Source organism: Simplicispira hankyongi (genome assembly GCF_003570885.1).
In the GTDB taxonomy this organism is placed as follows: Bacteria; Pseudomonadota; Gammaproteobacteria; order Burkholderiales; family Burkholderiaceae_C; genus Simplicispira; species Simplicispira hankyongi.
The window spans coordinates 81,154-100,936 of the sequence record NZ_QXJC01000001.1; the positions used below are offsets into that span (position 1 = coordinate 81,154).

The 19,783-nt window shown below is 65.2% G+C and carries 19 protein-coding genes; 11 read left to right on the plus strand and 8 right to left on the minus strand.

Translation table 11 applies throughout. The features are described from left to right. Positions 1-5: 5 nt before the first annotated feature. The 3 genes from upp to D3F03_RS00345 all read right to left on the minus strand — a co-directional run bounded on the left by upp (position 6) and on the right by D3F03_RS00345 (position 3,268). Entirely contained in the window at positions 6-635 is a 630-nt protein-coding gene (gene upp, locus D3F03_RS00335) for a uracil phosphoribosyltransferase (RefSeq protein ID WP_119107398.1), read from the minus strand. 26 nt (positions 636-661) lie between these two features. Beyond that, positions 662-1,639, minus strand: a complete 978-nt coding sequence (locus D3F03_RS00340; RefSeq protein WP_119107399.1) for a threo-3-hydroxy-L-aspartate ammonia-lyase — start codon at positions 1,637-1,639, stop codon at positions 662-664. A gap of 117 nt (positions 1,640-1,756) precedes the next feature. Continuing rightward, complete coding sequence (locus tag D3F03_RS00345) at positions 1,757-3,268, minus strand: helicase HerA-like domain-containing protein (protein WP_119107400.1); 1,512 nt, start codon at positions 3,266-3,268, stop codon at positions 1,757-1,759. A 63-nt stretch (positions 3,269-3,331) separates the two neighbouring features. Between D3F03_RS00345 and D3F03_RS00350 the strand changes: the two genes are divergently transcribed. The 9 genes from D3F03_RS00350 to D3F03_RS00390 all read left to right on the plus strand — a co-directional run bounded on the left by D3F03_RS00350 (position 3,332) and on the right by D3F03_RS00390 (position 10,904). After that, positions 3,332-4,051, plus strand: coding sequence for a YebC/PmpR family DNA-binding transcriptional regulator (locus D3F03_RS00350; protein WP_119107401.1), 720 nt, complete (start codon positions 3,332-3,334; stop codon positions 4,049-4,051). Between the two features lie 16 nt (positions 4,052-4,067). Beyond that, positions 4,068-5,351: a phosphoribosylamine--glycine ligase gene (gene purD / locus D3F03_RS00355; protein WP_119107402.1), complete on the plus strand. Its 1,284-nt coding sequence runs from the start codon at positions 4,068-4,070 to the stop codon at positions 5,349-5,351. Next, positions 5,348-6,295 carry an oxygen-dependent coproporphyrinogen oxidase gene (gene hemF, locus D3F03_RS00360; RefSeq protein WP_119107403.1) on the plus strand — a complete coding sequence of 316 codons (948 nt, stop codon included), beginning with the start codon at positions 5,348-5,350 and terminating at the stop codon, positions 6,293-6,295. Before purD ends, hemF begins: the two co-directional genes overlap by 4 nt. 189 nt (positions 6,296-6,484) lie before the next feature. Continuing rightward, a complete protein-coding gene (gene rsfS / locus D3F03_RS00365; protein ID WP_119107404.1) occupies positions 6,485-7,390 on the plus strand; it encodes a ribosome silencing factor in 906 nt (301 codons plus the stop codon). A gap of 17 nt (positions 7,391-7,407) precedes the next feature. After that, positions 7,408-7,875 (plus strand): 23S rRNA (pseudouridine(1915)-N(3))-methyltransferase RlmH, encoded by a 468-nt coding sequence (gene rlmH, locus D3F03_RS00370; RefSeq protein WP_119107405.1) that lies wholly within the window; start codon positions 7,408-7,410, stop codon positions 7,873-7,875. 108 nt (positions 7,876-7,983) lie between these two features. Continuing rightward, positions 7,984-8,598, plus strand: a complete 615-nt coding sequence (locus D3F03_RS00375; RefSeq protein ID WP_119107406.1) for a Maf family protein — start codon at positions 7,984-7,986, stop codon at positions 8,596-8,598. Positions 8,599-8,613: 15 nt separating this feature from the next. Continuing rightward, positions 8,614-10,101 (plus strand): ribonuclease G, encoded by a 1,488-nt coding sequence (gene rng, locus D3F03_RS00380; RefSeq protein WP_119108479.1) that lies wholly within the window; start codon positions 8,614-8,616, stop codon positions 10,099-10,101. A 160-nt stretch (positions 10,102-10,261) separates the two neighbouring features. Continuing rightward, positions 10,262-10,483 (plus strand): hypothetical protein, encoded by a 222-nt coding sequence (locus tag D3F03_RS00385; RefSeq protein ID WP_119108480.1) that lies wholly within the window; start codon positions 10,262-10,264, stop codon positions 10,481-10,483. Between the two features lie 13 nt (positions 10,484-10,496). Further along, on the plus strand, positions 10,497-10,904 hold the full coding sequence (locus D3F03_RS00390) for a hypothetical protein (protein WP_147414684.1): 408 nt from the start codon (positions 10,497-10,499) through the stop codon (positions 10,902-10,904). Positions 10,905-11,115: 211 nt separating this feature from the next. On the opposite strand, the gene D3F03_RS00395 is transcribed toward D3F03_RS00390, so the two are convergent. From D3F03_RS00395 to D3F03_RS00410, 4 genes are all read right to left on the minus strand, one after another. Continuing rightward, entirely contained in the window at positions 11,116-11,793 is a 678-nt protein-coding gene (locus tag D3F03_RS00395) for a class I SAM-dependent methyltransferase (RefSeq protein WP_342769288.1), read from the minus strand. 10 nt (positions 11,794-11,803) lie between these two features. Continuing rightward, positions 11,804-12,805, minus strand: coding sequence for an alpha/beta fold hydrolase (locus D3F03_RS00400; protein ID WP_119107408.1), 1,002 nt, complete (start codon positions 12,803-12,805; stop codon positions 11,804-11,806). Beyond that, entirely contained in the window at positions 12,802-13,242 is a 441-nt protein-coding gene (locus D3F03_RS00405; RefSeq protein WP_119107409.1) for an Rrf2 family transcriptional regulator, read from the minus strand. Before D3F03_RS00405 ends, D3F03_RS00400 begins: the two co-directional genes overlap by 4 nt. Before the next feature lie 297 nt (positions 13,243-13,539). Next, positions 13,540-14,466, minus strand: a complete 927-nt coding sequence (locus tag D3F03_RS00410; RefSeq protein ID WP_119107410.1) for a LysR family transcriptional regulator — start codon at positions 14,464-14,466, stop codon at positions 13,540-13,542. A gap of 71 nt (positions 14,467-14,537) precedes the next feature. Here D3F03_RS00410 and metE point away from each other — a divergent pair, with 71 nt between their 5' ends. Beyond that, the gene (gene metE, locus D3F03_RS00415; RefSeq protein WP_119107411.1) at positions 14,538-16,859 is read left to right on the plus strand and encodes a 5-methyltetrahydropteroyltriglutamate--homocysteine S-methyltransferase; all 2,322 of its coding nucleotides are present in this window, start codon (positions 14,538-14,540) and stop codon (positions 16,857-16,859) included. A 43-nt stretch (positions 16,860-16,902) separates the two neighbouring features. Here the strand turns inward: metE and D3F03_RS00420 are convergent, their stop codons facing one another. Next, complete coding sequence (locus D3F03_RS00420; RefSeq protein ID WP_119107412.1) at positions 16,903-18,384, minus strand: short-chain fatty acyl-CoA regulator family protein; 1,482 nt, start codon at positions 18,382-18,384, stop codon at positions 16,903-16,905. 235 nt (positions 18,385-18,619) lie between these two features. On the opposite strand from D3F03_RS00420, the gene prpC reads away from it, so the two are divergent. Next, positions 18,620-19,777, plus strand: a complete 1,158-nt coding sequence (gene prpC / locus D3F03_RS00425) for a bifunctional 2-methylcitrate synthase/citrate synthase (protein WP_119107413.1) — start codon at positions 18,620-18,622, stop codon at positions 19,775-19,777. The last annotated feature ends 6 nt before the right edge of the window (positions 19,778-19,783 follow it).

Here is a 19,783-nt window from a genome sequence, read left to right on the forward strand (position 1 = left end):
GCAGCCTACTTCGTCCCAAAAATCCGGTCCCCCGCATCGCCCAGCCCCGGCAGGATGTAGCCGTGGTCGTTCAGCTCGCGGTCGATGGCTGCGGTGTAGATGGGCACGTCGGGGTGGGCCTTCTGCAGCGTGGCGATGCCCTCGGGCGCGGCCAGCAGGCAGACGAACTTGATGGAGCGGGGGTTGAGCTTCTTCAGCCGGTCAATGGCGGCCGAAGCCGAGTTGCCGGTGGCCAGCATGGGGTCCACCACGATGATGTCGCGCTCGTCCATCTCGGACGGCATCTTGAAGTAGTACTCCACCGGCTGCAGCGTGGCCGGGTCGCGGTACAGGCCGATGTGGCCCACGCGCGCACCGGGCACCACGTTGAGCATGCCGTCGAGAAAGCCGTTGCCGGCGCGCAGGATGGACACCAGCACCAGCTTCTTGCCGTCGATGACCTTGCCGGTCATGGTCTCCAGCGGGGTTTCGATTTCAATGTCCTGCAGCGGCATGTCGCGCGTGACTTCGTAGGCCATCAGCGTGCTGAGTTCGCCCAAGAGGCGGCGAAAGCTGTTGGTACTGGCGTCTTTGCGGCGCATCAGGGTCAGCTTGTGTTGCACCAGGGGGTGGTCGATGAGGTGGACGTTGCTCATGAAGGGGAATTGGTAAATGGATGAATTCAGTCGGCAAGAAAGCGGGCGTAGCGCGGCAGGTCGACATTGCCGCCGCTGATGATGATGCCCACGCGTGCCCCGTGCAGGTCGCAGCCGCCGTGCAGCGCGCCGGCCAGCGCCAGTGCGCCAGTGGGCTCGACGACGAGCTTCATGCGCTCGGCAAAAAAACGCAGGGACTGCATCAGTTGCAGGTCGCTGGCGGTGACGATGCCCTCGGCGCCCTGCTGGATGATGTCAAAGGCCAGCGGGGCGAGCGACGTGGCGCGCGCGCCGTCGGCAATGGTGCTGCGCGGGAGCGCGATTTCCACGATCTGGCCGGCGGCGAGCGATTGTTGGCCGTCGTTGGCCACCTCGGGCTCCACACCGTACACACGGCACAGGGGCAGGGCTGCCTTGGTGGCGAGCAGGCTGCCGGCCAGCAGGCCGCCACCGCCCACGCCGACAAACAGGGCGTCGAGCCGCGGCACCTCTTCGACCAGTTCCAGCGCAGCCGTGCCCTGGCCGGCAACCACGTCGAAGTGGTCTGATGGCGGCACCAGCGTCATGCCGCGCTCTTGCGAGAGCTTGTGGCTGATCGCCTCGCGGTCTTCGGTCAGCGGGTCGTAGGTGACGACCTGGGCGCCGTAGGCGCGGGTGGCCGCTATCTTGGAGCTCAGGGCGTCGTTGGGCATGACCACGAGCGCGGGCATGTCCAGCATGCGGGCCGCCAGCGCAATGGCCTGCGCGTGGTTGCCCGCCGAGAACGTGAGCACGCCGCGCTCGCGCTGCTCCGGTGTGAACTGTGCCAGGGCGTTGTAGGCGCCGCGAAACTTGAAAGCGCCGGTGCGCTGCAGGTTTTCGCATTTGAAGAACACTTGGGCGCCGAGCATCTTGTCGGCCGCACTTGAGCGCAGTACCGGCGTGTGGTGGGCGACGCCGCGCAGGCGCCCGGCGGCGGCGTGCACGTCTTGCGCCGTGGGCAATGTCAGCTTGGGCCAGCTCATGCTGCGCTCCGGGTCGTGGTATGGCGGGGCGATGAAATATGCATAAAAAATGCCTCCAGCGCTTGTTCAGTATACGGTTGAAGCTACACTAATCATAGTGATTTGCGATGCGCGCACTCAACCTTTTCGCCCGCCAAACACGCTGCCCAGCACACCGCGCAGAATCTCGCGCCCCAGGCTGGTGCCCATGGTGCGCACGGCCGATTTGGCCATGGTTTGCGCCAGGCCGTCGTGCTTGCCGCCGCGTGGGCCGGTAGTGCCAAACAGCACGTCGTTGAGTCCACCGAGCAAGCCGCCGCCACCCTGGGCAGGCGCAGCGCCGGGGCTCGCGCCGGGCGCCTGCTGCGCCACATCGGCTGTGCGTGCCTTGAGTTTTTCGTAGGCCGATTCGCGGTCCACCATTTTTTCGTACACGCCTGCCACCAGCGACTGGCCAATGAGTGCCTGGCGCTGCTGCGCCGTGATGGGCCCCAATTGGCTGCCGGGCAGCAGCACAAAGACGCGTTCGGTCACGCTCGGGCGGCCCTTGGCGTCGAGCAGGCTCACCAGCGCCTCGCCCACGGCCAGCTCGGTGATGGCCGCTTCAATGTCCAGTCCGGGTTTCTGGCGCATGGTGGTGGCCGTGGCCTTCACGGCCTTCTGGTCGCGCGGCGTGAAAGCGCGCAGCGCATGCTGCACGCGGTTGCCGAGCTGCGCCAGCACGCTGTCGGGAATGTCGAGCGGGTTCTGCGTGGCGAAATACACGCCCACGCCCTTGCTGCGCACCAGACGCACGACGAGTTCGATGCGCTCGATCAGCACCTTGGGCGCTTCGTCGAACAGCAAATGCGCTTCGTCGAAGAAGAACACCAGCTTGGGCTTCTCGGGGTCGCCTATTTCGGGCAGTTGCTCGAACAGTTCGGACAGCATCCACAGCAGAAAGGTCGCGTACAGGCGCGGGGCATTCATCAGCTTGTCGGCGGCCAGAATGTTGATGACGCCCCGGCTTCCCACGGTCTGCAGCAGGTCGTTGATGTTCAGCATGGGCTCGCCAAAGAACTTGTCGCCGCCCTGGCTTTCGATCTGCAGCAGCCCGCGCTGGATGGCGCCAATGCTGGCCGCGCTCACGTTGCCGTACTCGGTGGTGAACTGCTTGGCGTTGTCGCCCACGTAGCTGAGCATGGCGCGCAGGTCTTTCAGGTCCAGCAGCAGCAGGCCGTTGTCGTCGGCCACCTTGAACACCAGGTTCAACACGCCGAGCTGGGTCTCGTTCAAATCGAGCATGCGCCCGAGCAGCAGCGGCCCCATGTCGGTGATGGTGGCGCGCACTGGGTGGCCTTGTTCGCCAAACACGTCCCACAGCGTGGTGGGGCAGGCGACGGGTTCGGGCAGCGCCAAACCGCGGTCCTTGAGCACCGCGGCGATCTTGTCGGGTACGCTGCCTTGCTGGCTGATGCCGGTCAGGTCGCCTTTGACGTCGGCCATGAACACCGGCACGCCAATGGCCGAGAACTGTTCGGCCAGTTTTTGCAGCGTCACGGTCTTGCCGGTGCCGGTGGCGCCGGTGATCAAGCCGTGCCGGTTGGCCAGGCCTGGCAAGAGAAAGCACTCGGTAGCGCCGTTTTTCGCAATCAGCAGGGGGTCAGCCATGGCTTGGGGTGAAAAGTAGAATCAGGGGATAGCTTAATTCAGTATCGACATCAAGGAACATCCGTGGCCGGACACAGCAAGTGGGCGAACATTCAGCACCGCAAGGGGCGCCAGGACGAAAAACGCGGCAAGATCTGGACGCGCATCATCCGTGAAATCACGGTGGCGGCGCGCGCCGGTGGCGGTGATCTGTCGAGCAACCCGCGCCTGCGCCTGGCGGTGGACAAGGCCAAGGCGGCCAACATGCCGGCCGACCGTATCAAGTACAACATCGAGAAGGCCTCGGGCACGCTCGAAGGCATGAACTACGAGGAAATCCGCTACGAAGGCTACGGCATTGGCGGTGCGGCCATCATCGTGGACACCATGACCGACAACCATGTGCGCACCGTGGCCGAGGTGCGCCACGCCTTCAGCAAGTACGGCGGCAACATGGGGACGGCAGGTTCGGTGGCTTTTCAGTTCAAGAACGTCGGGCAACTGGTGTTCGCGCCGGGCACCGACGAAGACAAGGTGATGGAGGTGGCGCTGGAAGCCGGTGCCGACGACGTGATCACCGACGAAGACGGCGCCATTGAGGTGCTGACCGCACCGACCGAGTTCGAGGCCGTGAAGAACGCCTTGCAGGCCGCCGGGCTCGAGCCTGCCGAAGCGGGCGTCACCATGCGCCCGGACGTGACCATCGAGCTGGCCGGCGACGACGCCGAACGCATGCAAAAACTCCTGGACGTGCTCGAAGACCTCGACGACGTGCAGGAGGTCTTTCACAACGCGGCCCTGTGAACCCGAGCCTTTCGACATGAACGTACTTGTGATTGGCGGCGGTGGCCGCGAACACGCCATCGCCTGGAAGCTGGCCCGGTCGCCCAAGGCCACGCGCGTCTATGTGGCGCCGGGCAACGGCGGCACGGCGCTCTCGCCCGATCTGCACAACCTTGCCATTACCGACGTGCGTGCGCTGCGCGAGTGGGCGCAGGCCAACAAGATCGGCCTGACCGTGGTGGGCCCGGAGGCGCCGCTGGCGGCCGGTGTGGTGGATGAATTCCGCGCCCACGGCCTGCGCATCTTCGGGCCAACGAAGGCCGCTGCGCAACTCGAGAGTTCCAAGGCCTTCTCCAAGGCCTTCATGCGCCGCCACGGCATTCCCACCGCCGACTACGACACCTTCACCGAGCCGGCCAAGGCCCACGCCTTTGTCGAGCGTCTGGGCGCGCCCATCGTCATCAAGGCCGATGGCCTGGCGGCGGGCAAGGGCGTGGTGGTGGCCATGACGCTCCAGGAAGCGCACGACGCCGTGGATTTCATGCTGGTGGACAACAAATACGGCGCGGTGCACAACGAAGGTGGCGCACGCGTCGTCATCGAGGAATTCCTCGCTGGCGAGGAAGCCAGCTTCATCGTGCTGTGCGACGGCAAGAACGTCGCGGCACTGGCCACCAGCCAGGACCACAAGCGCCTGCAGGATGGGGACGCCGGCCCCAACACCGGCGGCATGGGGGCCTATTCGCCTGCTCCGATAGTCACGGCCGATGTGCACGCCCGCGCCATGCGCGAAATCATCCTGCCCACCATTCGGGGCATGGAAAAGGACGGCATTCCCTACACTGGCTTCCTGTATGCCGGCCTGATGATCGATGCCCAGGGCCATCCCAAAACGCTGGAATTCAACTGCCGCATGGGCGACCCCGAGACACAGCCGATTCTGATGCGGCTCAAGAGCGACTTGCTCGACGTACTCGCCGCCGCCATCGACGGCAAGCTCGACCAGATCGAACTGCAATGGGACCGCCGCACCGCGCTCGGCGTGGTGATGGCCGCCCACGGCTATCCCGAGGCGCCGCGCAAGGGCGACGCCATCAACGGCCTGCCGCAGGAGCAGGACGATGCCATGGTGTTCCATGCCGGCACCGTGCTGGAGGACGGCGTGGTGCACACCAGCGGCGGGCGCGTGCTGTGTGTGACGGCCCTGGGCGACAACGTGCGCCAGGCCCAGCAGCGGGCCTACGACGTGGCGCGCGGCATCCACTTTGACGGCGCCCAGTACCGGCGCGACATCGGCCACCGCGCCATCAAGAATCCATGAGCAATATCTTTGAGCGCAGCGCTGGCGCGACCGGCATGCGCGACTACCTTCTGGGTCTGCAGACCCGCATCATGGGCGCGCTGCAAGCCATGGAGGATGAAGGCGAGGGCGGCGCCAAAGCCGTGGTGGACCCCTGGAAAAAAGGCGAGGGCGAGCTGCTGCAGGGCGAAGGCATCACCAAGATCATCGAAGGCGGGCGCATCTTCGAGCGCGCCGGCTGTGGCTTCTCGCATGTGCGCGGGCCGCGCCTGCCGCCGTCCGCCACCCAGCACCGGCCCGAACTGGCGGGTGCGCCATTCGAAGCCATGGGTGTGTCGCTGGTGTTCCACCCGCGCAACCCCTACGTACCGACGGTGCACATGAACGTGCGCATGATCGCGGCGGGCCACCCCGGAACGAAGCCGGTGTGCTGGTTTGGCGGCGGCATGGATCTGACGCCTTACTACGGGTTTGACGAAGACGCGGTGCATTTCCACCGCACCTGCCAACAGGCGCTGGCCCCGTTTGGGGGCGACAAATACCCGCGCTTCAAGCGCTGGTGCGACGACTACTTCTGCCTCAAGCACCGCGGCGAGCAGCGCGGCGTCGGCGGCGTGTTCTTTGACGATTTTTCCGAACTCGGCCAGGAGCAGAGCATGGCCATGACGCAGGCCGTGGGCGATGCCTTTTTGCCGGCCTACCTGCCCATCGTGCAGCGCCGCTTTGCCACGCCCTACGGCGAGCGCGAGCGCGATTTCCAGCTCTATCGGCGTGGCCGCTATGTCGAGTTCAACCTGGTGTGGGACCGTGGCACGCACTTTGGTTTGCAGTCGGGCGGGCGCACCGAATCCATCCTGCTGTCCATGCCGCCGCTGGCCAGTTGGGCCTACCAGCGCACGCCCGAAGCGGGCTCACCCGAGGCGAATTTGACCGGGTATTTCCTCGTGCCGCGCGATTGGGTCTGAGTGGACGGGCTTCACTGCAACACAGCATAGCTATAATTTGAATAGCTTATAACGCTTGCCATACAAGCGGTAGAGCCAATTTTTATTTGATTTTTTGTGCGGTGGCGCGCGGACGATGCCGGAGATGCTGGCCGCCCGCGAATGCCCGCGCTATATTGCCTTCACCCTGCTCACCTTTCACACCACCTGATGACCACTTCCAAAACCTCCGAATCCGCCGCCAAGAAAGACGTTGCGAAACTCCAGCGCGCCATTGTGGATGGCCTCGAAGACGTGAAGGCTCAGGACATTCAGGTGTTCAACACCGAGCACCTCTCGCCGCTGTTCGAGCGCGTCATCGTGGCGTCCGGCACGTCGAATCGCCAAACCAAGGCACTGGCCGCCAGCGTGCGCGATGCGGTGAAGGAAGCCGGTTTTCCCAAGCCGCGCACCGAAGGTGAAGAAAACGGCGAATGGATCATCGTGGACTGCGGCGCCGCCGTGGCGCACATCATGCAGCCCGGCATTCGCCAGTACTACCGGTTGGAAGAGCTGTGGGGCGAGATGCCCGTGCGCCTCAAGCTGGGCGCCGCCAAGCCCGTGGCGCCAGAAGCCAAGGTGCCCGTGAAGACGGCCGCGCGCCGCGCCGCCAAGGCAGCGGCGGCGACAGAAGCTGCCGCACCCGCCAAGAAGGCGGCGCCGCGCAAGGGCGCCAGCGCTCCCACCGCAGCGCCCGCCGCCAAGGCACCGGCCCGCAAAGCCGCTTCGCGGTCCGCTGCGCCGGCCAGGGCGGCTGCCAAGGCGCCGGCGAAGGCGGCTCCGCAAGTGGCTCTGAAGGCCGCCCCAAAAGCAGCGCCCAAGGCCGCCGCCAAAACAGCCGGCAAGGCGCCAGCCGCCAAGACAGCGAGCATTCAGAAACTGGTGGTCAAGCCCCGCAGCGCCGGCGCTCCCGCCAAAAAGGCAGCGCCTGCCAAGAGCGCCGCACCGGTGAAAAAGGCAGCCCCCGCCAAGCGCGCCAGCCCTGCCGCCAAGGCCGCACCGGCCCCAGCGCCAGCCGCCCGGAAGTCGCCCGCTGCCAAAGCCCCCGCACGCAAGAGCCCCAGCCGCAAGGCGTAACGCGCAAGGCCTGAAGCATGCGCCTGCTGATCGTGGCCGTCGGCCAGCGCGTGCCCGATTGGGCCAGCAGCGCCTACGACGACTACGCCAAGCGCTTTCCACCCGAGCTCAAGGTCGAGCTCAAGGCGGTCAAGACCGAGCCGCGCGGCTCCAAGACGCTGGAGACGCTCGTTGCCGCCGAGCGCGAGCGCATCGCAGCGGCCATCCCCAAAGGCACGCGCGTGGTGGTGCTCGATGAACGCGGTACCAGCCTCACCACCAAGGCCCTGGCCGAGCGGCTGACTGGCTGGCAACTGAGCGGCGACGACGTGGCGCTGGTCATCGGCGGGCCCGACGGACTGGAGCCGGCGTTTCGCCAGGCGGCGCACGAGCGCATTCGTCTGTCGGACCTGACGCTGCCGCACGCCATGGTGCGGGTGCTGCTGATTGAGCAGCTGTACCGCGCCTGGTCGGTCAACGCCGGCCACCCCTACCACCGGGAATAGGGCAAGTGGCGCTGCCCAGCAGTGCGGGGCGGTGCAAAATACTATTTAATCAATAGCTGCTAGCGCAAGTGGGGTAAGCGCTGGAGGCCAATTTGACCAAAAATCTTTATGCCAGACTTCCTCTACCTCGCCTCGCAGAGCCCGCGCCGCAGCCAGTTGCTGGAACAGTTGGGCGTGCACCACACCCTTTTGCTGCCCAATGCCGAGGGCGATGCCTTTGAGGACGCCGAAGCCATCGAGCTGCAGCTGCCTGGTGAGGCGCCCAAGGCCTATGTCGAGCGCGTCACCGGCCTCAAGCTCGACGCGGCCGTGCAGCGCCACGCCCGCCGGGGCCTGCCCGCGGCGCCTATTCTGTGCTCGGACACCACGGTGGCGCTCGGCCGGCGCATGTATGGCAAGCCCGAAGACGCGGCTGACGCGGCGCGCATGCTGGGCGAACTGGCTGGCCACAGCCACCGCGTGCTGACGGCGGTGGCCTTGCAGGTGGGCGCCAAGCGGCTGGCGGCGTTGTCGGTGTCTACCGTGCAGTTTGCAGCGCTGACGCCTGAGCAGATCGCTGCCTACGTCGCCACTGGTGAACCGCTGGGCAAGGCCGGCGCCTATGCGGTGCAAGGGCGGGCCGGCGCGTTCATTCCCGTGCTGCGCGGCAGCTATTCGGGCATCATGGGGCTGCCTTTGTTTGAAACTGCGCAACTGCTGCGCGCCGCCGGTTTTGCCGTCTGAATGGGCCCCGCTACCATGCAACAAGACATCCTGATCAACTGGTCGCCCCAGGAGACCCGCGTGGCCGTGGTCGAGCACGGCGCGGTGCAAGAGCTGCACGTCGAGCGCACGCTCGAGCGCGGCCTGGTCGGCAACGTCTACCTGGGCAAGGTCTCGCGCGTGCTGCCGGGCATGCAGTCGGCGTTCATCGACATTGGCCTGGAGCGCGCGGCGTTTCTGCACGTGGCCGACGTTTGGCAGCGCCACCCGGATGGCGACGCCGGTGCGCTGGCGCGCAAGAGCGAGCCGCAGGTGCCGATTGAAAAGCAGGTGTTCGAGGGCCAGGCGCTGATGGTGCAGGTCATCAAGGACCCGATCGGCAGCAAGGGCGCGCGCCTCTCCACCCAGATCAGCGTGGCCGGGCGGCTGCTGGTGTTTCTGCCACAGGACGAGCATGTCGGCGTGTCGCAGAAAATACCCGTGGGCGAACGCGAATCGCTGCGCGCGCGCCTGCAGGCCCTGGTGGGCGACAAAGCCTCGGGCGGCGGGGGCGGCTTCATTCTGCGCACCAATGGCGAGGACGCCACCGACGCCGAGCTGGCCGAAGACATCGCCTACCTGCGCAAGACCTGGGCGCGCATCAAGGACGCTGCGCTGCGCCAGCCGCCGCTCTCGCTTTTGCACCAGGACCTCGATTTGCTGCAGCGTGTGCTGCGCGACCTGGTCGGCGAGCACACGCAAAGCATTCGCATCGATTCGCTGGAGCAGTTCCAGCGCCTGCGCGCCTTTGGCCTGGAGTTCATGCCGGCCGCAGCCGCCAAGCTGCAGCACTACAAAGGTGAGCGCCCGGTTTTCGACCTGTATTCGATTGACGAGGAAATCGCCCGTGCGCTGGGGCGGCGTGTGGACCTCAAATCGGGCGGCTACCTCATCATCGACCAGACCGAGGCGCTGACCACGGTGGACGTGAACACCGGCGGCTACGTGGGCGCGCGCAATTTCGACGACACCATTTTCAAGACCAACCTGGAAGCCGCGGGGGCCATCGCCCGGCAACTGCGCCTGCGCAACCTGGGCGGCATCGTCGTTGCCGACTTCATCGACATGCTGCGCGAAGAGCACCAGAGCGCGGTGCTGGCCGAGTTTCGCAAGCACCTGGCGCGCGACCGCGTGAAAACCATGGCCGGGGGCTTTTCGCAGCTTGGCCTGGTCGAGATGACGCGCAAGCGCACGCGCGAATCACTCGCCCACATGCTGTGCGAGCCTTGTGCCGCCTGCCAGGGCAAAGGCAGCGTCAAAACCGCGCGCAGCGTGTGCTACGACATCCTGCGCGAAATCCTGCGCGAAGCCCGCCAGTTCAACCCGCGCGAGTTCCGCGTGATTGCGTCGGCTGCGGTGGTCGAGCTGTTCCTTGACGAGGAAAGCGCCCACCTGGCTGGCCTGTCGGACTTCATCGGCAAACCCATTTCGCTGCAAACCGAGGCCGCCATGGGCCAGGAGCAGTACGACATCGTGCTGCTCTGAGCGCGGGCGCCAGGCGGCCGTATCCGCTGCGATCGACCCATGGCGGGTGTCACCAGCGTTTGTCTCGATTCATCGGGTTCGTGTTTCAATAGGCGCAATGGCACCCGCTTCATCGTCGCCGACGGCGGGGCATGGGTGCCAAATGCAGGAGTCCGACCCCATGAACCCAATCAAAGCGGTAGGCATTGCCCTGGTCATTGCCGGAATTCTCGGCTTGGCCTATGGGGGCTTCAGCTATACCAAGGACACCACGGTGGTCAAGATTGGCACGCTTGAGATCTCCGCCAAGGAGAAGCAGACGGTCAATGTGCCCATGTGGGCTGGCATAGGGGCCATCGTGGTCGGTGGGCTCTTGCTGGTCATGGGCGGCAAGAAAGGCTGAGCGCCAAGACCCCATGGCCGCGTCCTCAAAAGCCAAGGTTTCCCCCCCAGCGAAGAGCGTCGTCCGACCGTCGACACGCCGCGCAGCGCCAGCCAAGCCGTTTCTGCGCTTCTTCCATTCCGTGGAGCTGCGCCATAAAACGCTTGCGGTCTTGGCGTTGATCGAGAGTGCGCCCGACCCCACCGCCCACCGTGGTGCTCTTGCGGATATCGTGCTTGACTTGATGAAGAGTGGCTTCGACGGCTATTTTCTGGTGCCGCTGAAAAAGGCCAAGGCGGGATTCCTGATTGAGCAGTCGGCCAGCGTCGGGCTCATGGGTGCGCAGCAGGTCATCGGGTCTGTCGCGCGCAACATCATCGGCCGAATGGATGCGCCGCAGTTGCTCTCGGTATGCGGCTCGCTTCGCGGATTGATGGTGTGACGGAAGCGGTTTCGCGTTGTGGCGCCCGCCATGGCCGTGTTTGTCGAAAGGTTATAGCTATTAAATAAATAGCTATTAACGCTTATGGGATAAGCGCCAGAGGCCTATTTAGTGCATATCTCTCGCGCTGCTCGCAGCCATCTATCTGTCACGAGTAGCACCAGGTTTGTGAAGCTGAACAGCAGGCCGCTCCTTGGAAATTGGACATTCATCACGCGCTCGCCACCCAACCGCGGAACCCAAAGGCGGCATAGAACAGCTCGACATCCGTGAATCCGGAGTCCCGTAGCAGTGATTCATCTTCTTCTGGAGAAAGAATGGGGAGCTGTGAACCAATGCCGGCACGGGCGCGCTCGGCATTGTCGGGCGCGATGCCCGACGCGATGGCGAATGCCTTGTTGCGCGAGAGCCATCGCTCGCGTTTCGAGGCCTCTTGCGGGAAGCTGAAGTGTGCTGCTACGAAGGGTGCGCCCGCGCGCATGCGGTGCCGGACCTCCATAAGCGTACGCAGACGTTCCTCGCGGGCAATGAAATGCAGCGTCAACAAACTGCAGGCTGTATCAAAAGGGCCGGAGGGCGCATCGTAGATATAGCCATGGTGCAGGCGTACGCGGGAGATGTGCGCTTGCACCCGGTTTCGGGCCAGGCGCAGCATTTCTGCAGAGGGGTCGACACCGTCGAACTGCCAACGCGCGTGCGTGCGCGCAAACAGATCGAGCTCCAGACCGCCCCCAGCGCCCAGCACCAGGACGCGAGCGTCCTGCGGCGCCCTTTCGGCCATGAGCAGCATGCACATGCGCTGCAGGTCCGCGAATCCGGGGACCAGTTTGGGTGGCTGCTCTGCATAAGTGGCAACGGCCTGCGGGTCGTCAAAAGGGTTCATGGCCATGGTGCTTACCTCATGCAGTGCCGTTGCCTGCCAGTTGGTTGAGAAAGTCGATCAGCAAGGCGTTCACCTCCTGTGGGCGCTCTTGTGCAAGCCAGTGACCGGCGCGTTCGATGATCGCGCTGCGCGTGAGGTGCGGCACCAGGGCTGGCATGGCAGCGATGATGTCCCGCATGCCCGGCATGGACAGCCCGGCATCGCGTTCGCCCACCATGAAAAGGGCAGGCACCTGCACCTTCAGGCCGCTGAACATTGCCATCAGCTCCCGGTTGCGGTCCAGATTGCGGTAGTAATTCAGCCCACCCTGGAACCCGCTTGTGGAGAAAGCGCGCACGAAGGCTGCAAGGTCTTCTTCTTCAAGCCATGCCGGCAGTCGTGCCGGAGTGTTCAACGGCGCGAGCAGGCCTTGCGCACGTGAGACCATGCCAAACGGGTTGGGCGTGTGGTCGCCCGGCAGACGCGGGCCGGCGTCACCGGACGCGGCGAACAGCAGCTTGCGCAGGGTGGTCGCCACGTCGCGTTCCAACTCTTGTTCCGCCACGCCGGGCTGCTGGAAGTAGAGGGTATAGAACAGCGCCTCGGCATTCTGTGGAAACAGCTGGCTGGGCGGGCGTGGTGGGCGCCCCATCATGGGCACACCCAGCGCCGCCACGGCGCAAAACCGGTCTGGGCGCAACAAGGCTGCGTGCCATGCGATGGTGGCGCCCCAGTCGCTTCCGACGATGACTGCACGGTCGAGCGCCAACGCGTCCAGCAGGGCGACAAGGTCGCCGACCAGGTGCAGGATCGAATACTGCCCCTGGTCTGTGGGTGCGCTGCTGCTGCCGTAACCCCGCAGGTCTGGCGCAATGGCCCGGTAGCCCGCCACTGCCAGAGCCGGCAGTTGGTGGCGCCAGGCATGGCTGGTTTCAGGGAAACCGTGGCACAGCAATACGGCAGGGCCCTGGCCCTGTTCGGTCACGTGCAGCGTGAGCCCGTCGCCAATCGCGACGGTTTGGTGTCGGGTGGGTGTCATGAGGGCGCTTTCGTGTGTGCGTGTTTGCGCGCCACGTCGGCGGCGATGGTTTGTAGGTCGATGCCCTCCAGCCGCGCATCCAGAAAAGCGGCCGCTTGGGCCAAGGCGCCGTCCAGTGCTGCTTCCACTGCTTGCTCGACGAGGCAACCGGGGCTCTCGGTGCGTGTGGGCGCCGGGAATATCCGCGCACCGATAGCGTCCTGGACCTGCTTGAGATTCAGGTCCGCCAAGGGTCTGGCCAGTTGCCAGCCGCCGCCGTGGCCCTTGCGCGTTTGCAGAATGCCAGCCTCACGCAAGCCGGCCAGCGTGCGGCGAATGACGGCGGGGTCGGAGCCGATGCAGGCCGACATTTCGGCAGAGGTCATCGAGGCCTCCGGCTTGAGTGCCAAGTGCAGCAAGGCGTGCAGAGCGACAGAAAGTCGGTCGTTTCTTTTCATGTGATTTCAATTATCACATGACTTTGAGGGCGGCACCAACCCCACGCTGGGCGGATCGTCGTTTGGCGCTGCGGTGGTACAGGTCTGCTGGTGCAGTTGGGTTGCGCGTGCCGGGTTGCAGTGGATGCAAATCTGCAAAGTCAGCTTATCAATACTATCAAATAGATAGCTTCTAGCGCTTATGGGATAAGCGTTGTAGGCCTATTTAACCAAATATTGACGCACCTACGCCGACCGCTGTGATGGCCGGCCGTTCCCCACGATGCAGGCAGCGCACCAAGCCTGCGCCGCTCGCGGCTACAGCAGCGCTATCCCCGGAAAGTTCTTGAAGCAGGTCTCGCGCGTGGTCTGCACGAAGTCGGCCATCCACGGGCGGGCGCTGGTGGTGGCGGTGCTGGCCATGTAGAGGCGCCCGGTCAAGCCTGCCGGGCCCACGGGGCGCGCGGCAATGTAGTGGCGGTCGAGGTAGCCCTGCACGGCCCAGCGGGGCAGGGTGGCGATGCCGCGGCCGCTGGCCACCAGTTGCAGCATGGCGACCGTGAGCTCCGTGGTGCGGCGGTGCACGGGTGCCACGCCGGCGGGGGTGAGCACCTGGCGCAGGATGTCGAGCATGTCGTCGGGCACCGGGTAGGTGATGAGTGTCTGGTCGGCAAAGTCTTCGGCGGCCAGGCGCGCCTTGTCGGCCAGTGGGTGGTGGTTGGCCAGCAGCGCCAGAATTTCAAAGCTGAACAGCGGGTGGAAATCCACCGCCTCGTCTGGGTCGGGCTCCGAGACGATGGCGACCTCGGCACGGTCTTGCAGCAGCAAGGCAATCGGGTCGGGGTGAAAGCCCGAGACGATGTCCAGCTCGATCTCGGGCCAGCCGGTGCGAAACGCGTCCATCGCCGGCATCAGCCAGTCAAAGCAGGTGTGGCACTCGACCACGATGCGCAGTTGCCCGGCCCCTGCCTGGCCCAGGCGGGCGACATCGCGCTCGGCCTCTTGCACTTGCGGCAGCAGGGTGTCGGCAAGTGTGAGCAGGCGCAGGCCAATGGCACTGAACTGCGGCGGCACCGATTTGCGCTCGAACAGCGCGCCGCCGAAATGCGCCTCCAGCTGCTTGATCTGGTGCGACAGGGCCGATTGCGTCAGGTGCAGCAATTGCGCAGCGCGCACCAGGCTGCCGGTATCGCGCAGGGCGGCGAGGGTGCGCAGGTGGCGGATTTCAAGAATCGATTGCGTCATGAAATTGATTCAAGTTGATCTTGGATATTTTTCGTTTGAATAATAAACGCAGAAGTTCGACCATCGTGGTTATGAAAACACTTCGCACACATACCCTTGGATTCCCCCGCATGGGCGCCCACCGCGAACTCAAATTCGCCCTTGAAAAACACTGGCGTGGCGAGATCGGCGAAGCCGCGCTGGAGCAGGTCGGCGCCGACTTGCGCCAGGCGCACTGGCAGGCCCAGGCTGACGCTGGCCTTGGCTTCGTGACCGTGGGCGATTTCGCCTACTACGACCACGTGGCCAACCATATTCAACTGCTGGGCTGCGAGCCCACGCGTTTTGGCTTTGCCGGGACCGAGTCGGAGCTGTCGCGCTATTTTTCAATGGCGCGCGGCGTGACGGGTAAGGCGCAGCACAGTGGCTGCTGCGCGAGCCACGCGCACGGTTTTGCGCTGGAAATGACCAAGTGGTTCGACACCAACTACCACTACCTGGTGCCCGAATTTTCAAGTACCACGGAATTCAAGCTGGCGTCTACCCGCTTGTTTGACGAAGTGGCCGAGGCCCAGGCGCTGGGCCACCCTGTCAAGGCGGTGCTGCTCGGGCCGCTGAGTTTCTTGTACCTCGGCAAAGAGAAGGAGGCCGGGCTGGACCGCCTCTCACTGCTCGACGCCTTGCTGCCCGTGTACGAATACATCCTCACCCGGCTCAAGCAGCAGGGCGTCACCTGGGTGCAGGTGGACGAGCCCATCCTGGGCCTCGACTTGCCCGCCGATTGGCGCAACGCCTTTGAGCGCAGCTATTGGCAACTGGCCCGCTCGGCGCCGCAGATTTTGCTGGCCACCTACTTCTCGCCGCTGGAAGACAACCTGCGTCTGGCCTGCCAACTGCCCGTGGCCGGCCTGCATGTGGATGCCGTGCGCGCCCCGCACGAACTGGTCGGCGTGGCCGACTGGCTGCCTGCGCACAAGGTGCTGTCGGTGGGCATCGTCGATGGCCGCAACATCTGGCGCACCGATGTCGATGCCGCGCTCAAGCGCCTGCGCCCCGTGGCCGACAAGCACCGGGGCGAGCTCTGGCTGGCGCCATCGTGCAGCCTGCTGCATGTGCCGTTCAGCCTGCAGGCAGAAACCTTGCTGGACGCAGAAATCCAATCGTGGATGGCCTTTGCCATTGAAAAGCTGGACGAACTGCTCGTGCTGAGCGCCGCCCTGGGCGGCGACACCGCATCGGTCACCGCCGAACTGCAAGCTGCTCGCCACGCCATTGCCGCCCGCCGCGCCAGCCCGCGGGTGCACCGCGCGGACGTGGCCCTGCGCATCGCCCGGGCGGTGGATAGCGACGACAAGCGCCAGTCGGCGTTCCCCCAGCGCCAGCGCCTGCAGCGCGCACGCTTCGCCTTGCCGCCGCTGCCGACCACCACCATTGGTTCGTTCCCGCAGACGCCGGCCATTCGCGCCGCCCGCGCCGCCTTCAAGCGCGGCGCGCTGGGCGAGGCGGACTACCGCCAGAAGATGGAAGCGGAAATCACCCTGGCGGTGCGCGAGCAGGAAGCCCTCGGCATTGATGTGCTGGTGCACGGTGAAGCCGAGCGCAACGACATGGTCGAGTACTTTGGCGAGCAGCTCGATGGCTTTGCGTTCACCGAAAACGGCTGGGTGCAGTCCTACGGCTCGCGCTGCGTCAAGCCCCCGGTGATCTACGGCGATGTGGCCCGCCCCCGCGCCATGACGGTGGCCTGGACGGCCTTTGCCCAAAGCCTCACCACCAAGCCCGTCAAAGGCATGCTGACCGGCCCCATCACCCTCCTGCAATGGTCTTTTGTGCGCGACGACCAGCCGCGCAGCGCCACCACCGAGCAAATCGCCTGGGCGATTCGCGACGAAGTGGTCGACCTGGAGAGCGCCGGCATCGGCATCGTGCAAATCGACGAGCCCGCCATTCGCGAAGGCCTGCCCCTGCGCCGCGCCGGCTGGAAGCCCTACCTGGCGCAGGCCACGCGGGCGTTTCGCATCAGCGCCTCGGGCGTGGCGGACGACACGCAGATCCACACCCACATGTGCTACTCGGAGTTCAACGACATCCTGTCCGAGATCGCCGCCATGGATGCCGACGTGATCACCATCGAAACCAGCCGCTCCGACATGGAACTGCTGCGCGGTTTTGGCGATTTCCAGTACCCGAACGAGATTGGCCCAGGCGTGTACGACATCCATTCACCTCGCGTGCCCACGCAGGACGAAATCCTTCGCCTGATGCGCAAAGCCGTGGCGGTGGTGCCGCGCGAGAACCTGTGGATCAACCCCGACTGCGGCCTCAAAACGCGCGGCTGGCCCGAGACGCGCGCGGCGCTGGCGAGCATGGTGGGTGCGGCCAAGGTGCTGCGGGAAGAACTCGCGGCAGGGTAAGAGCTAAGAGCTAAGAGCTTGTTCAAAGGGCCAAGCGGCCGGGTCAGCGCCGTATGCGGTGCACGCCTGTGGGCGCAGGGGGCGGGGCCATGGGGGCAGGCGGCGGTGCCTGCTCTACCGAATACGGGGAAAACCAGCTCTCGTTCTCGTTCACCCGCAGGGGCTGGCCGACGAACGGAAAGGCCCGCTGCGGGCAGGCGGTGCGCTCGCAGACCTTGCAGCCCATGCCGATAGGCGTGGCCGCGTTGGGGTCCTTCAGGTCCAGGCCTTTGGAGTACACGAGGCGCGGCGCGTACTGGATGTCGCAGCCCAGGGCAAGCGAAAACGTCTTGCGCGGCGAGCCATAGCCGCGCGCGCCATGCGAGACGCTGCGGGCGATCCAGAGGTAGGCCCGGCCGTCGGGCATGCTGGCCAGTTGCGGCAGCACGCGCCCCGGTTGCGAGAACGCCTCGTACACGTTCCACAGCGGGCAGGTGCCGCCGGTCTTGGAAAAGTGAAAGTGTGTCGCCGACTGGCGCTTGGAGATATTGCCCGACCGGTCCAATCGCATGAAGAAAAACGGCACCCCTGGTGCGCCCGGCCGCTGCAGCGTGCTCAGGCGGTGGCACACCGTCTCGAACCCTACGCCGAACTGCTGTGCCAGTTGGTCGATGTCGTAGCGCAAACTTTCTGCGGCCTGGAGAAACTTCGTATAGGGCAGCAGCAGGGCGCCCGCCACGTAGTTCGCCAGGCCGATGCGCGCCAGCATCTGGGCGGCAGGGTTGTCGAAGGCCGCTTCGTCGACCAGCGCCTGTATGGCGGCGTCCATGTCGAGCAGGGCGAGCTGTGTTGCCAGCTGAAACGCTTGCTGTCCGGCTTTGAGCGTGGGCGAGAGGTACAGCACGCCGCTGTGCGGGTCAAAGCGGCGCTGCTGCCCTGTCTGCTCACCATCCGACGGCACCACGCGCACGCCGTGCCGGGTCAGCAGGCGCTGCGTGAGCCAGTTGCCAAGCGTCTGGCCAGAGGCCTGTGCTTCCTGCGCCAGCGCTTCGGCTGCGGTATCGAGCCCGTGGAAGTAATTGCGGTAGACAAAGAAAAAGTCCTGCACCGCCTCGAACGAGGTGGACCGCACGCTGGTCATGGCATCGCGGCCATCGCCTAGTTCCAGCGACAGGGTTTCCATGCGTTGAATGGCTTCCATCTGTCGCCGGTGCAGCGCCAGGATGGCGCGGCCTACCTTGGGCAGTTTGCTGGCCAGCTCCTGGAGGTCGGGCAGGTCGATGGTCTCTTGCGCCGGGTTGTCGGCCAGCGCATCGCGCAGCTGCGCGACCAGCCGCGCCACCTCGTCTTCCGAGAACTGCTGGATGTCCACGCCCAGGGTGCGGTGGATCTTGAGCAGCACCGCCACGGTGAGCGGCCGCTGGTCCTGCTCGATCTGGTTGAGGTAGCTGGGCGACAGGCCCAGTGCATGTGCGAACGCCACCTGCGACATGCCGCGCTCGGCGCGCAGGCTGCGCAATCGCACCCCCATGAACGTCTTTGCCATTGCCGCCTTTCGGTATTCGCAAAATTTGCAAAATTTCAGAATTCATTCGCAAAACATCGCCAATTCAGTGATTTCATGGGCGATTAGTCTTGCGTACATTGCGAATTATGACCAATCCTGCAAACGCTTTGCAAGCGACAAAAGTTGTCTCCCGCGGACATGCCCACGCCAGGGGCACCCCGTTGGTTGGGCCGGTCATTTCGATTCCCGCCGCTTATCTTTCCAAGGAAACCGCATGACCGATCTCAGCCAACCCGCGGGCTTCAAGCCCAAGAAGTCCGTCGCCCTCTCGGGCGTAACGGCCGGCAACACCGCCTTGTGCACCGTGGGCCGCACCGGCAACGACCTGCACTACCGGGGCTACGACATCCTCGACATGGCCGAGGCCTGCGATTTTGAAGAAATCGCCCACTTGCTGGTGCACGGCAAGCTGCCCACCGCTGCGGAGCTTCGGGCGTACAAGGCCAAGCTCGCATCCATGCGCGGCTTGCCCGCCAGCGTGAAACACGCGCTGGAGCACCTGCCTGCAAGCGCGCACCCGATGGACGTGATGCGCACGGGCGTGTCCACGCTGGGCTGCGTGCTGCCCGAGAAGGACGACCACAACCTGCCCGGCGCGCGCGACATTGCCGACCGGCTGATGGCCTCGCTTGGCTCCATGCTGCTCTACTGGTACCACTGGAGCACGCAGGGCAAGCGCATTGCCGTGGAGACGGACGACGACTCGATTGGTGGGCACTTCTTGCACCTGCTGCACGGCCGCACGCCGCCCGATGCCTGGGTGCGTGCCATGCACACCTCGCTGAACCTGTACGCCGAGCACGAATTCAACGCCAGCACCTTCACCGCCCGGGTCATTGCCGGCACCGGCAGCGACATGTACTCGTCCATCGCCGGCGCCATTGGCGCCCTGCGCGGCCCCAAGCATGGCGGCGCCAACGAGGTGGCGTTCGAAACCCAGAAGCGGTACGACCATGCCGACGAAGCCGAGGCCGACATCCGCCGCCGTGTCGAGGCCAAGGAAGTGGTCATCGGCTTTGGCCACCCGGTCTATACCGTCAGCGACCCGCGCAACGTCGTCATCAAGGGCGTCGCCAAATCGCTCTCGGAAGCAGCGGGCTCGACCAAGATGTTTGATATTGCCGAGCGGCTGGAGAGCGTGATGTGGGAGGTGAAAGCCATGTTCCCCAACCTCGACTGGTTCAGCGCCGTGAGCTACCACATGATGGGCGTGCCCACCGCCATGTTCACGCCGCTGTTCGTCATTGCGCGCACCAGCGGCTGGGCGGCGCACGTGATCGAGCAGCGCGTGGACAACAAGATCATCCGCCCCAGTGCCCACTACACCGGCCCCGAAGACCAGTGCTTCGTGCCGATTGCCGAACGCGTGTGAGCCACC